The organism is Photorhabdus aegyptia (assembly GCF_000612035.1).
Taxonomy (GTDB): Bacteria; Pseudomonadota; Gammaproteobacteria; order Enterobacterales; family Enterobacteriaceae; genus Photorhabdus; species Photorhabdus akhurstii.
The window spans coordinates 1-13992 of the sequence record NZ_JFGV01000019.1 but is presented as its reverse complement, the minus strand read 5'-3'; the positions used below and the strand labels follow the sequence as shown (position 1 = coordinate 13992).

Annotated in this window: 15 protein-coding genes; 10 read left to right on the top strand and 5 right to left on the bottom strand. The window is 41.9% G+C overall.

What is annotated here, in order from left to right:
- Window positions 1-95: 95 nt before the first annotated feature.
- From BA1DRAFT_RS07920 to BA1DRAFT_RS07910, 3 genes are all read right to left on the bottom strand, one after another.
- Window positions 96-497, bottom strand: a complete 402-nt coding sequence (locus BA1DRAFT_RS07920) for a type II toxin-antitoxin system MqsA family antitoxin (RefSeq protein ID WP_036777769.1) — start codon at window positions 495-497, stop codon at window positions 96-98.
- A 107-nt stretch (window positions 498-604) separates the two neighbouring features.
- Window positions 605-1204 carry a short chain dehydrogenase gene (locus BA1DRAFT_RS07915; protein ID WP_036777766.1) on the bottom strand — a complete coding sequence of 200 codons (600 nt, stop codon included), beginning with the start codon at window positions 1202-1204 and terminating at the stop codon, window positions 605-607.
- Between the two features lie 126 nt (window positions 1205-1330).
- A complete protein-coding gene (locus tag BA1DRAFT_RS07910) occupies window positions 1331-1516 on the bottom strand; it encodes a hypothetical protein (RefSeq protein ID WP_051560708.1) in 186 nt (61 codons plus the stop codon).
- A gap of 738 nt (window positions 1517-2254) precedes the next feature.
- Between BA1DRAFT_RS07910 and BA1DRAFT_RS07905 the strand changes: the two genes are divergently transcribed.
- The 5 genes from BA1DRAFT_RS07905 (at window position 2255) to glnB (ending at window position 7920) form a co-directional block, all read left to right on the top strand.
- Window positions 2255-3694, top strand: a complete 1440-nt coding sequence (locus BA1DRAFT_RS07905) for a sensor histidine kinase (RefSeq protein WP_036777764.1) — start codon at window positions 2255-2257, stop codon at window positions 3692-3694.
- Window positions 3695-3697: 3 nt separating this feature from the next.
- Window positions 3698-4543 carry a two-component system QseEF-associated lipoprotein QseG gene (gene qseG, locus BA1DRAFT_RS07900; protein WP_036777761.1) on the top strand — a complete coding sequence of 282 codons (846 nt, stop codon included), beginning with the start codon at window positions 3698-3700 and terminating at the stop codon, window positions 4541-4543.
- Window positions 4540-5877 (top strand): two-component system response regulator GlrR, encoded by a 1338-nt coding sequence (gene glrR, locus BA1DRAFT_RS07895; RefSeq protein ID WP_036777758.1) that lies wholly within the window; start codon window positions 4540-4542, stop codon window positions 5875-5877. The genes qseG and glrR overlap by 4 nt, the downstream gene beginning before the upstream one ends.
- 66 nt (window positions 5878-5943) lie before the next feature.
- On the top strand, window positions 5944-7566 hold the full coding sequence (locus BA1DRAFT_RS07890) for an NAD+ synthase (protein WP_036777756.1): 1623 nt from the start codon (window positions 5944-5946) through the stop codon (window positions 7564-7566).
- 15 nt (window positions 7567-7581) lie between these two features.
- Window positions 7582-7920, top strand: coding sequence for a nitrogen regulatory protein P-II (gene glnB, locus BA1DRAFT_RS07885; protein WP_011147501.1), 339 nt, complete (start codon window positions 7582-7584; stop codon window positions 7918-7920).
- A 532-nt stretch (window positions 7921-8452) separates the two neighbouring features.
- On the opposite strand, the gene BA1DRAFT_RS07875 is transcribed toward glnB, so the two are convergent.
- Window positions 8453-8743 (bottom strand): hypothetical protein, encoded by a 291-nt coding sequence (locus BA1DRAFT_RS07875; protein WP_036777751.1) that lies wholly within the window; start codon window positions 8741-8743, stop codon window positions 8453-8455.
- 643 nt (window positions 8744-9386) lie between these two features.
- Between BA1DRAFT_RS07875 and BA1DRAFT_RS07870 the strand changes: the two genes are divergently transcribed.
- The 5 genes from BA1DRAFT_RS07870 to BA1DRAFT_RS07850 are packed head-to-tail and all read left to right on the top strand — an operon-like array spanning window position 9387 to window position 13757.
- A complete protein-coding gene (locus BA1DRAFT_RS07870) occupies window positions 9387-11417 on the top strand; it encodes a type VI secretion system Vgr family protein (RefSeq protein ID WP_036777748.1) in 2031 nt (676 codons plus the stop codon).
- 2 nt (window positions 11418-11419) lie between these two features.
- Window positions 11420-11917 carry a DUF4123 domain-containing protein gene (locus BA1DRAFT_RS07865; RefSeq protein ID WP_051560707.1) on the top strand — a complete coding sequence of 166 codons (498 nt, stop codon included), beginning with the start codon at window positions 11420-11422 and terminating at the stop codon, window positions 11915-11917.
- Window positions 11914-12255, top strand: a complete 342-nt coding sequence (locus BA1DRAFT_RS07860) for a hypothetical protein (RefSeq protein WP_036777746.1) — start codon at window positions 11914-11916, stop codon at window positions 12253-12255. The genes BA1DRAFT_RS07865 and BA1DRAFT_RS07860 overlap by 4 nt, the downstream gene beginning before the upstream one ends.
- A gap of 1 nt (window position 12256) precedes the next feature.
- On the top strand, window positions 12257-13021 hold the full coding sequence (locus tag BA1DRAFT_RS07855; RefSeq protein ID WP_036777743.1) for a Tox-REase-5 domain-containing protein: 765 nt from the start codon (window positions 12257-12259) through the stop codon (window positions 13019-13021).
- 13 nt (window positions 13022-13034) lie between these two features.
- Entirely contained in the window at window positions 13035-13757 is a 723-nt protein-coding gene (locus tag BA1DRAFT_RS07850) for an Imm52 family immunity protein (protein ID WP_036777741.1), read from the top strand.
- Window positions 13758-13805: 48 nt separating this feature from the next.
- On the opposite strand, the gene BA1DRAFT_RS23990 is transcribed toward BA1DRAFT_RS07850, so the two are convergent.
- Window positions 13806-13992: hypothetical protein (locus BA1DRAFT_RS23990; RefSeq protein WP_235200995.1), on the bottom strand; the 187-nt coding region annotated here is incomplete at its 5' end.

Genomic DNA, 13992 nt, shown 5'->3' with positions numbered 1-13992 from the left:
GATGAAGGGTATAAACCGATTTCGATTTCAGTCGTGTTGTTTGAGGATAGACCTATTAATAAGAAGTTGGAGTCCAATAGAACGAATAGAAAGAATCACATCATCCTGACCTCAGAGAGTAAATCGGGGTGACGATCCAACACTTTAAACAACTTCACCAAAGCTAGAGATGGCTTGGTCTTGCCGTTTTCATAGCGCGAGAAAGCATTGATACCACCGCCGAAAATTTCAGAAGCTTCCCGCTGATCAAGCGCGAGCTTCTTACGTACTCTGGCAATGAACTTAAGATCGACTATGGCCGCGTTGACTTGCTTCGAGAATGTCCGCATTTCGCACATGACACGTTCCGATTCCACAGCATCCAAAATAGATTCGGCACAGGCAGGGCAGAAGTCGCCTGTTACCGCAGAAATGATTGTGGTTTCGCTCTTGTAAGTATAGGGCCGCTCGCGGGTGTCATGGATAAGTTCCGCTGCACCGCAAACAGGGCATTTCATGTTCATAGCTCCTATTCATAACTCTTTGAAGGATACGATCAGCACGTCATCAGTGACCGTCAGTTTCAGATACACGTTTTGCCAGACGGGTGATTCTTTTCTCTAAATTAATAAACTTCGTAGTTTTGTCCGGTTTGAGCGCCGTCGACGCTTTTTTTAAAAGCAAGTGCTACACGGCTAGCAGGAACAGCATTGAAACCTGGGAAAAACTCACCGTATTTATCCAATGATTCCTGTAAGACATTAGGGCTAACGCTATTTATGCGAATTCCCCTTGGCATTTCAATTGCCGCAGATTTTACAAATGCTTTGACACCACCATTAGCCATCGCTGCTGATGCTCCTTGAATAATAGGATCATCCATCATAATTCCAGTTGTTAAAGTAAAACTTCCGCCATCGTTAATATAGTCCATCCCTAACAGTACTAAGTTAATTTGGCCTTTGAGTTTACTGTTTATTCCTATTTCGTTTAACTCTGGAGTTAATTTTGAAACTGATCCAAAATGTGCGCTACCTGTTGCACTGATTACAGCATCAACCTTTCCAGTTTTTTCATACATACTCTTAATACTATCAACGGAAGTGATATCAACTACAACGTCTAAGCCATTCCTTCCGGCACGAATGACTTCGTGATTTTTTTCTAATTCTTCCGAGATTGCTTTTCCTATTGTACCGCTTGCTCCAATAACAATAACTTTCATTTCTGTTTACCTTTTCCTAGTTAATAAAATTTTCTCGACTACATCGTTGCATGATGAATATTACTTTTAACTCGAATATGCTGAACTGATGCGAAAAAGGGTGAGCAGAAATTGCACACCCTTTTGTCAGTCATTGTTGATTAAATTCCGTAGGTTATTTCGTAGTTCATCAGGTGATACTACTCGTCTAGATTTTATATCTTTTTCAGCCAAAGAGAGCAGGTGTAACAAAGCTATTTGTTCTTTTTGCATCTCAAATTGAGTCGGATCTTGAACCATATATGGAGATTCCCCATTTTTGGTTTGGTGCATAATTTTCTCCCGAATAGAGACTTTTTACTTCTATCTACGATGGTACATTATTCGCTGATAAAGGCCAGATTATCGGTGAATGTTTAGGCGTATAGATGCCCGGTTGCTCTATTGTCTCAATTACCCGACAAACATGCATTATGGGTGTCTCAAAAAAGAGACATTTAATTATTTGATTTTAATCTATTTTTATTTGCATGATTTTAGGTGTCTTTAATTGGCGACAGAAAATAAATTTTACTCATATCGGAAAAGAAGCTATTCGGTCGCTGAAACGTGACATTTAATTTTTTCTAAAGTAAAAACAGTTGGTTATGATTATTTTTTTAATGTTGGCACGGAATCTGCATTAAGCTGGCACAGTTGCTCATTCAACTTCTTATGTCGGCCCACATTTGGGTGGAGAAATGCCACATAAACTATCGAATGATGCCAGAGTAAGGTGCCTACCGTCCAACTCAGTGATATCGCTTTCGGGCCTTATCAAACATCGGGCGACACGTGGAGTGAGGCACCAACCTATGTCTGACTGTTGTCGATAAACAGCGGGCATGCGTTATCCTCACTGGCGGGATAGTAGCGAAAACTATTATTCCGCCGTCATCGCTCAGGTGTTTACCTGCCCCTTTGTACTGTTTGCATCTTACATTGATTTTCAGTCACAGCAGAATTTATCAGCCGATGGGTTTTTCTATCCGCCCTTTGTCGGTTAGCATTGGTGTACTGACAGGTTACGAGATGATTTCCTTGAAAAAATGGCGTTTATTTCCGCGCTCATTGCGCCAATTAGTTGTCATGGCCTTCTGGCTGGTGTTATTGCCATTATTGGTTTTGGCTTATCAGGCTTATCAGAGTCTTGATCAACTCAGTGAGCAAGCGGCTGATATAAATCGTACCACGCTGGCGGATGCCCGCCGCAGTGAAGCTATGACAGGTATTGCGTTGGAGATGGAGCGCAGTTACCGCCAATATTGTGTATTAGGGGATAAGACGCTGGAAAACCTCTACCAAAGGCAATATGGGCAATATTCTAAAATGCTGAAAGATCAGATGGCGATACTTGATGATCAACAGCATATTAAGACGCTTAACAGCTTATTATCGCAATTGACAAAAATCAGTTGCTTCAATAGTGAACCTACCCAACCTGCCGCTCAATTACTTGAGCAATTCTCCAATGCTAATAGTCAAATGGTACAGACTACCCGTGATATTATTTTCAGCCGAGGAGAACAGCTACAGAGAGATATTGCTGAAAAAGGACAATTTTTTGGCTGGCAGAGTCTTATTTTATTTCTACTGAGTGCATTATTGGTTGCGTTATTTACTCGCATGATTATCGGGCCGGTTAAAGGGATTGAACGCATGATTAACCGATTGGGAGAAGGGCAATCATTAGGCGTTCGTATAGATTCTTTTCAGGGGCCGCGGGAACTCCGCTCTTTGGCGCAACGGATTATCTGGCTTAGTGAACGTCTGGCTTGGTTAGAATCACAACGCCATGAGTTTTTACGTCACATTTCTCATGAACTGAAAACTCCGCTGGCAAGTATGCGGGAAGGAACAGAATTACTGGCTGATGAAGTGGCAGGGCCATTAACGGCTGATCAGCAAGAAGTGGTTGCTATTCTTGATAATAGTAGTAAACATTTACAGCAATTGATCGAGCAATTACTGGATTATAACCGTAAGCTGGCAGATGGCCCGACGGAGCGACAGCAGGTTTCTCTGCGGGAAATTGTTAATGAAGTGGTTTTATCACACAGTTTACCGGCGAGATCGAAGAATATTCAGACAGAAATTCAGCTTGATGCTGATATTTTATGGGCAGAGCCTACGCTATTAATGCGGGTTATTGATAATCTCTACTCTAATGCGGTGCACTATGGCGCTGAATCCGGTAACATTTGGGTTTCAAGTCGTCAGATTGGCAAATATGTTCAAATTAATGTTGCTAATACAGGTACGCCAATTCCTGAATCAGAACGCAGTATGATTTTTGAACCGTTCTATCAGGGGACGCTCCAGCGTAAAGGTGCCGTGAAAGGCAGCGGTCTTGGGCTAAGTATTGCACAGGATTGTATTAAGCGTATGGGGGGCGAACTGATATTAATTCAGAGCGAATTTGCTGATGTCTGTTTTCGTATTAAATTGCCATTAACTGCTGAGAATGAATAAATAATGCATAACAGGTCTACTTACCGTTTTGTACAAAGGACGGATCGGCAGGATATTGCAGTACAACCTGAGGAAAACGCGTTGGTTGTTAGGTTGTTATTACCACGAGTTTCAGTTTGGGGTTTTAGCGTGATTCTGCTGATCTTCGCCGTTTTTTTATTGGCGGGTTGCGTTAAAAATCCGGTTAGTAATAATTTAGCGACAGTTGCGCAAATGGTAATACCAGAGCAACGGGTATCGGATTACCGTATCGCAGAGTGTGAGTTAATGTGGGATTTAGAGACGTCGCCATCGATTGAGAGCGCACTTTACTGGCTGCGATTGATGGATTGTTCAGATCGCCTGACATCAGCTAGAGCACGTAATATGGCGAAATACACTCTTCCGGTTACTTGGGATATGGCTTTTAAACAAAGTATTTTACTTAATAGTGCCGGGCCTACGCTGTCTGAACGTCGGAAAATGGTTGAAAACTTCAACAAATACCGATTGAAATTCCCAGATTCGCTGCGAGCTTTATGGCAGTTATGGCGCGAACAGCAGGTTCAGCAAATTACAGTTGCTGAAGAGCGGGCAAGATTCCAAAAATTACAGGCAGATACGGATAATAAACTTGATCGTCTGCGTGAAAGTCGCGCACGGTTGGAATTTGAGCTACAAGAAACTTCTCGTAAACTGGAAAACCTGACAGATATTGAGCGTCAGCTCTCTTCCCGTAAACAAAACCAGGGGAGTGCGGGATCAGGCAATTCGGATAAACATACTGAAACGCCAGCGACGACGACATTACCTAACAAAAACAGTACGCCAAACAATACCTCTGAATCAGATAAAGGAGCCGTACCATGACAGCGCGTAAGCCAGCCCATCTTCTTCTGGTTGATGACGATCCTGGTTTGTTGAAATTGTTGGGAATGCGTCTTACCAGTGAAGGGTTTCGTGTCACAACCGCAGAAAGCGGCGGTGAAGCGTTGAAACTGTTAACTAAAGAAAAAATTGATTTAGTGATCAGTGACCTGCGTATGGATGAAATGGATGGTATGGCACTGTTCGCTGAAATCCAGAAGCAACAACCGGGCATGCCGGTTATTATTCTGACTGCTCATGGCTCAATTCCAGAAGCAGTGGCGGCCACTCAACAGGGTGTCTTTAGTTTTCTGACTAAACCGGTTGATCGGGATGCGCTTTATAAAGCGATTGATGGCGCATTGGCGTTGACCACGCCTGCCAGTGATGAACGGTGGCGGGAACAGATAGTTACCCGCAGTCCTGTTATGTTGCGCTTGTTGGAGCAAGCGCGAATGGTCGCTCAATCTGATGTCAGTGTACTGATAAACGGTCAGAGTGGTACCGGGAAGGAAGTGTTGGCCCAGGCAATTCACCGCGCCAGTCCACGGGCGAAAAAACCCTTTATCGCGATTAACTGCGGCGCTTTGCCAGAACAACTCCTTGAGTCAGAACTGTTTGGTCATGCCAAAGGCGCATTTACCGGTGCGGTCAGCAGCCGTGAAGGGCTATTCCTCACTGCGCAGGGAGGAACGCTGTTTCTTGATGAAATCGGTGATATGCCGCTGGCTTTGCAGGTTAAATTATTGCGGGTATTGCAGGAACGTAAAATACGTCCGCTCGGAAGTAACCGCGATCTGGATATTGATGTACGGATTATCTCCGCGACTCACCGTGATTTGCCGAAGGCGATGGCAAAAAATGAATTTCGCGAAGATCTCTATTACCGCCTAAATGTGGTGAACTTGAAAATTCCAGCTTTGAATGGTCGGGTTGAAGATATTCCTTTATTGGCGAATCATCTGTTGCGTGAGTCAGCGAAACGCCATAAACCTTTTGTCCGTAGTTTCTCCGTTGATGCAATGAAATGCTTGATGGCGGCAAGTTGGCCTGGCAATGTGCGTCAGCTTGTTAATGTGATCGAGCAATGTGTTGCGTTAACTACTGCGCCGGTTATTAGTGAAGCCTTAGTTATGCAGGCGCTGGAAGGGGAAAATACCGCGTTACCCACTTTTGTAGAAGCCAGAAATCAGTTTGAACTGAATTATCTGCGTAAATTACTGCAAATGACCAAAGGTAATGTGACTCATGCAGCGCGTATGGCGGGACGTAATCGAACTGAATTCTACAAATTACTGGCGCGCCATGAATTGGATGCGAATGATTTTAAAGAATAACTTTTCTGCTGCTCAGGAAGTTTTTACACTGATATAAAGATTGGTGGCTTAGGGGAGCCAAATTTTATGAGCCGTACTCTTAATATTGCCCTTGCACAGCTTAATTGGATGATTGGCGACATTGAAGGCAACTGTGAACGTATGTTGCAGACAGTACAGGAACAACAGCAACAAGGTGCTGATTTGGTCATGTTTTCTGAACTGGCGATATCCGGTTATTCTCCAGAAGATCTCTTATTCCGTGCTGATTTTCATCAGCGTTGCCGTGAGCAATTGGCACATTTACAGGCGGCCAGTTGTCAAACCGCTATTTTAGTTGGTCATCCTTGGGAACAGGACGGGGAGATTTACAACGCCCTTTCCTTATTCTGGCAAGGGAAAATCTTGGCCCGTTATTTCAAACAACAGTTGCCAAATTATGGTGTTTTTGATGAAAAACGCTATTTTAAAGCGGGCGATCAAAGCTGTGTTGTGCCATTTAAGGGCTACAATCTTGGCTTATTGATTTGTGAAGATTTATGGTTTGATGAACCGGTTGATGCCTTGAAACAGGCTGGCGCAGACTTAATTCTTTCTATTAATGCTTCTCCATATAATCGTGAAAAACCTTATATTCGTTATGAACTGATTAGAGAACATTGCCAACGTACAGATTTACCTATGATTTATCTTAATCAGGTGGGTGGTCAGGATGAGCTGATTTTCGATGGCTGTTCTAAAGTTTTTAATGCAAGTGGTGAAGTGACTCATCGATTAGCCGCATTTAATGAACAGATCCAACAATGCTGTTTTAATGAATTAAAGATTGAACCTATGGTTAATCCGGCGCCTGAACTACCGCCATTGCAGCAGGTATATCAGGCATTAGTCCTTTCAGTGCATGATTACGTTCGCAAGAATGGCTTTCAAGGCGTGTTATTAGGCTTATCCGGGGGGATTGACTCTGGCTTAACGCTGGCAATTGCGGTTGATGCATTGGGCAAAGATCATGTTCAGGCCGTTATGATGCCATTTCGCTATACGTCTGAAATGAGTATAGAAGATGCGAAAGAACAAGCTGAGATGTTGGGCGTTGAGTTTAATGTGGTGTCGATCGAACCGATGTTTGATGCATTTATGGCGCAATTTGAACCTCTGTTTGCGGGTACGGCTAAAGATACCACCGAAGAGAATTTACAGGCGCGTTGCCGTGCCGTTATTCTGATGGCGATGTCTAACAAACGCCATCGTCTCGTGCTGACGACCAGTAATAAGAGTGAATCCGCAGTGGGATATTCCACATTATATGGTGATATGGCGGGTGGTTTTAATGCGCTGAAAGATGTACCGAAAACATTGGTATTTGAATTAGCAAAATATCGTAATACCGTTTCGCCGGCGATACCTCAACGAGTGATTGATCGTCCGCCATCGGCGGAATTGGCGCCTGGACAGCTTGATCAGGACAGCTTACCGCCTTATGACATTCTGGATGATATTCTGGAAGGTTATGTGGAGCAGGATAAATCGGTTGATGAGCTGGTGGCTGCGGGGTTTGATGAACAGATTGTACGTAAAGTTGTTCGTTTGGTTGATATTAACGAATATAAACGTCGTCAGGCGCCGGTGGGGCCGCGTATTACGCCGCGTAATTTTAGTAAAGACAGACGCTACCCGATTACCTCTGGTTTCGGCCGTAAAAACTGGTAACAACAGGAAAACTTCATGAAAAAGATTGATGCAATTATCAAACCTTTCAAGCTGGATGATGTGCGTGAAGCTCTGGCGGAAGTGGGTATCACCGGAATGACGGTAACAGAGGTGAAAGGTTTTGGGCGCCAGAAAGGCCACACTGAACTGTATCGCGGTGCGGAATATATGGTGGATTTTCTGCCAAAAGTGAAAATAGAAATTGTCGTGCCAGATGATATTGTCGATACCTGTGTTGAAACCATTATGCAGACGGCACAAACCGGGAAAATCGGTGATGGTAAAATATTTGTATTCGACGTGGCGCGTGTTGTGCGTATCCGTACCGGCGAGCAGGACGAAGAGGCGATTTAACTTAATTTAGATTTTTAGGGGGTGGTGACAGGTAGATATAAGACGCCACTCTCAATAAAAGTAGCCGGAATTCTTCGATGACCGTTTAGACGGTCATCGATAGTAGATACATTCATTTATAATCTTATATACTCAATCAAGGCGATGAACTACCTTACAAGTAAAGGTTCTATCACATACCCATTTTCTGTAACTCGATTTTCTCCGACAATAATCTTAGTGTCAGGTAAAATGAAATATGAATATATGATTTTAAGTCTTCTGACTGACATGATATAACCACGCCAATCGTCGACAACCCAAGAATCTCTATAACCTCCAGAAACTATAGTAAAATAATCGTCGGACACTTTGAATTGTGCTTGATCAGTGCTCCAGTAGTTAATTGCAACTTCAATCGTGTCACATTTCGTATTGTTGGTAACGTGAATCATGCCCATATTACAACTCCCTTACTATTTCAATCTGATTTCATTAAGATTGGACTTTATTAGGATGCCGTTTCGGACTAACAACATTAAATATAAATGAACTAGCTTACAAATAAAGGTTTTATCACATACTCATTTTCTGTAACTCGATTTTCTCCGACAATAATCTTGGTGTCAGGTAAAATGAAATATGAGAATGTAATTCCTAGCCTTTTGACTGACATGATATAACCGCGCCAATCGTCAACAAACCAGGAAGCCCTAAAATATCCAGGACTGATATTAAAATAATCGTCGGACACTGTGAATCTTGCGTAATCAGTGCTCCAGTAGTTAATCGCAACTTCAATCGTATCATTTTTCATATTGTTGGTAACGTGAATAATGCCCATATTACAACCCCTCACTATTTCAATCTGATTTTATTAAGATTAGACTTATTAGGATGTTGTTTTGGACTAACAACATTAAGTATAGATGAGAAATTCTTATTTAATTTAATATTCTTTATCGTTTTTATTTCATAAAATAACTGATCACTATAATTAATGTTTGGAATAAATTATCAAAACAGTTTTTAATTTAAACTATCGGATGATTTATTACGGCTTGAAACTAGTTAAATCTTCTCAAACCGTAAATAGTGGTAAATAAGAATTGCGGGAAAACCTCTTACTTGCTGAAAATATGTTGGATCATTTTTGCCTTGGCTTTCTGGACAGGTCATCATAAATATCATTACTATAAATTAAATACTGTTTCTGTTCACTTCACTTTATTGGTTATTATCACCGTAATATTAAGTTGAAAATTTAAATCACCTTATGTGGGCCAAACATTCATAGTGAATAAATTGTTTATCATTACTTCTGTCCTCTGTCCTCTGTCCTCTGTCCTCTGCCTTCTGCTATTTCATCATATTTTCTTATGAACTGATTGCATGATTGATTAAAAAACATCATAATTGCTTCTTTTGTGATCATTTCGTTTAGGGATATATTGTGAGCTGACGATTCAATATAGGTAATCATCGTTATGGTTAATAATTTTGATGTAGAACGAACGGGGCTGGTTTTTACTCTTACAGCCGGTAATCTCCCTGTGAAAACTTTTGCTGTGGTTGAATTTACACTGAATGAAGCCTTGTCAACGCTATTCAGTTTGCAAGCCACAGTAACTTGTGCCAATCCGGATATTGATTTTGCAGATGTTCTGGATCAATACGCCACATTGACCGTTTATCGTGACGGGCAGCCTGAGCGTTATATCACCGGGATTGTGACTCATTTTGTGCAGGAAACAACGGGACGTTATCGTAGTTGTTATTACCTGACTCTCCATCCTTCCTTGTGGCGTGCCGGATTGCGGGTTAACTCCCGTATTTTTCAGAATAAATCCGTCACCGATATTATTGATAGACTATTGAAAGAAAATGGCGTTCGGCAATTCTCTTGTCTATTGCGTTATGAACATCCAATGCGGGAGTTCTGTGTTCAGTACGATGAGAGTGATTTGTTTTTTTTGCAGCGTTTGTTAGCTGATGAAGGGATCTTTTATTACTATCACTTTGATCAGGATAAGGGCGAGCCGACAATGATTTTTGTCGACTCTTATGCCAGGAATGGCTCTCTTTCACTGCCCTACAACCCAGAACCTGATACCACAGGCAACCAGTGTTGCATCAGCCAGTTTCGTTGGGGAGAAAGGGTGGGAGTTGCTGAAGTTTCGGTGAGAGACTACACGTTTAAACATCCCCGGTGGTATTCTGATTTTCAATTCCATGAAAATCACAGGTACATCAGTAATCAGCGTTCGGATTTAAATAGCTACTATTACTATGACTTTCCCGGACGTTATAAAGATGGACATGGGCAACGGATAAGTCAATATCGGTTGGAGGCGTTACGTAATGATGCTTTGCTCGGCTGTGGGCAAAGTGACAGTTTTGCTCTCTTGCCGGGCATGTGGTTTACGCTTACCGATCATCCGAAAGAAAAATTTAATGCACCGTGGCAAATAATCCAAATTACTCACCGCGGTCATCAACCTCAAGCGGATGAGTCCCATTTTGGTAGCAGAGGGACGACTTTGACGAATGGTTTTACCTTTGGTAGTCCCAACCGGGTATGGCGTCCCTTGCCTTACCCCAAGCCAAGTATTGATGGTCTGCAAATTGCCACCGTGGTGGGGCCTGAGGGAGAAGAAATATTTTGTGATGAATATGGGCGGGTACGGGTGCAATTTGCCTGGGACCGGTATGGCAAGCTTAATGATCAAAGTTCTTGCTGGATAAGAGTTAGCCAAGCTTGGGCTGGACACTGTTGGGGAATGATGACTATCCCGCGTGTTGGTCAGGAAGTACTGGTTGATTTCATGCATGGTGATCCTGACCAGCCGATTATTATTGGTCGTACCTATAATGCCATTAATCTCCCACCGAACCGTTTGCCGATGGCAAAAACGCAGATGGTAATCCGATCAAAAACCCATAAAGGGGAAGGGTTTAATGAACTGCGTTTTGATGATGATAAAGGCGGTGAGGAAATCTATATTCATGCTCAGAAGAATATGAAAACGGAGATTTTAAACGATGAAATGGTCAATATTGCACATAATCGGACTCATCATATTAAACACGATGCTCACTTACGTGTTGATAATGAATATCGTGTTCTGGCGCAGCAAGATATTTCCGTTTCAACCGGACAAAAACTTCATATTAAAGCTGACGATGCGTTGTTGGTACAAAGTGGCAATGAAATTCATCTCAGTTCCGGGGCGAAGGTGGTTATTGATGCCGGCAGTGAGCTCACATTACAGGCTGCGGGGCATTTTATTAAAATTGATGCCAGTGGCATCAGCAGTAGTGCCGGGATTAGTTTTGCCAGTGGAGCACCGGGTACAGGTTCGGGTTGGGGAGGAAAACTGCCGGATATGCTGGATAAACTGAAACAGGTCAGCGCTGAAATATCCACTCCTGTTGCTCAAGAACCACTTAAAGAAATTTGTCTCAGTTGTTTGATGAAAGCTGAGCTTGAAGAAGCAATAACCGTTATCCGGGGGTAATTATGACACCTGAATTAAGCGAAAAATTGGTTAATTACCAGAAAAAACATCCCGGCATTCGGCTTTACGCGCTGGTGAATGGTTTGCAGTATGAACGCTGTTTTAGTGAGGAGATTAATTATATCGTGGGTGTCAACAATCCACTATTCCGGCACTATCCAGATTCAAAACTTGCATTTGCAGGTCCGTGGCTGTTTGATATGGAATATGCTCATCAATGGCAAGAGAAATTGTCAATACTTGAAGAAACGTATCCGGCAGTATCATGGTTATTAACCTCTCTGTCATTAGATAAGCTGACCCGCCATCTTGTGTCATATTTAAATATTCAACTGCCGACAAAACAGACGGCACTGCTACGTTTTTATGATCCCCGTATTTTGCATCGCATCAGTGACATTTTTAGCCATGAACAATTGTTTGCATTCACGCATGATATTGATAAATGGGTTTATCAATACAATTCCACTTATTATTCGGTGTCAGGAGTTCCATTATGATTGAATTGACTCAGGAACAATTTGATATTATCACCAAACTGGAAAAACAGACGGTGATTGATCGTATACAGGCCGAACTTCTTACCAAACATGTGGATTTAATTCCTTCCCCATCTTCGCTGAACGAACGGCTAATGGCTGCTTATGATTATTTGTTGACATTAAACTTTCAGGATAAATACTTGATTCAATCCTATTTATCTTTGGTCGCGTTTAATCCTGATTTTCAGCATGCCTTGCCAATCAAGTCTGCTCTGGAATCCTCTGATCAAAAATCCGAACAGCAGTTTAAAGATATTCTTTATATTGCAAAAAATAAGATAAACAGGAGACGTTAATATGCCAATACCCTTATTAGCTCCGGTCGCAGTGGGTGCGGCTGAATATGTCGCCAGCGCCTGTGCCGGGGTATTAATTGCAATCGGTATCATGGAGGTGGGTAAAGATAAATCCGTAATAGACGATGACAACATTCAACATAAGAAAACGGATTTTGTAATCAGCCCTGACATCACGGATGAAGATCGAAATATTGTCTGGAGTGCTGAGGTCTATGCGGATTTTTGGGAGGACGATGATTTAGGGGATGAATCTGTTGATGCCAGTGCGGTTCAGACTAAAGCCCAGTCTGAGACGGAAGAGTGTGAAAAAACGGAAACTGAAAAAGTGTGCAAAGCTTGCCTTGCTATTCCGGTGACAAGTGAAAAATATCGCAAGGTGAGTCGTTGGAGCGCCATCACGATTAACTATCAGAGATTTATTGCGAAAACTAAATATAACCCGCTCACACAAATGATCCAGGAATTTCAATGCCTGAAAGTGACGTTTGATGGCTGGCGACCAGCGTATTGCCTGTTTCTGGAGGCTAAAGCGCGGTATGACCAGTTTTTTGATAGTGATAGTAAACCTAAAAGGTGGTGGAAAGGTCAGATTTCTGCGCGAAATCAGGCAAAAAGACATCAAGTAGTCTGTGATGTACTGGAGGGAACTCCTTATGTGGAATGGCATTTTTTACAGCCTGTCAGCTATGGGTATTTTAAAATACTATTTATTGAACATAAAAATATCAATGTTTATTATACTCCTTGTAAAGATTTAACTTAATTTGAGGTCAACGATGGCAATAATTAATTTGGAAATCAATGCACGTTATGAACAACAGGAAACTATTACCTTAAATACTGTGTTAATGGATTTATTTTACATTACAAGGCAGATTGATATTTTTTTCGGGCAGAAAAAGACCTGGTATTTAACTGGATATTCTAGAAAACAGGCTTTACAACATATTGTGTTTGATGAGCAAGGACCAACTGAAGTTGCGATTAGAGACTTTGAAAAAGAGTATAGGAAAAATTTTCCTTCACTTATCAATGGAATGTGGGATGGACAAAAAGATGAATTATCTTGTGGCATTATTTATGATAAATCAAAATCTGGGCATCCTAACTGGGTTAAGTTAGAACTCAATTTAAAAATTGACAGTAGCCAACTGAATGCATCCCGATTAATTGATTTAGTTAAATACTTAGCGACCAGCCGTGATTTTCCTTATATTCAGGTGGAAACTAACGGCTATACCTTAAAAGGCAGGCAGGTTTTTCCTGATCGCCTTAGTGTCGGCTGGATGCTTTACCAGCCCCGTATTATTGATAAGTTCTATCTGCCTATGGCGGAAGATGTGCTGCCTGTGTACCAAAATAATGAACAGATCGGCACTCTGATTATCACCAAGAAAGGGATTTTTGATGGAAGAAATCAGGAGGATATTGATAAATCCAATGATATTGAAATTCAGCTGGTGAACCTGGGATTACTGCCATTAATTACCGAAGTTTAATGAGGGATGATGTTATTTCCAATTGAAAAACGATGGAGAACTTTAATGTCAAAGGCGGTTATTCTGCTGGGTGATATGACAGATCATGGCGGTAAGATTATTACCGCTATTGATAAATATACTCACAATGGTGTTCCTATTATTGCAAAAAATAAGATAAACAGGAGACGTTAATATGCCAATACCCTTATTAGCTCCGGTCGCAGTGGGTGCGGCTGAATATGTCGCCAGCGCC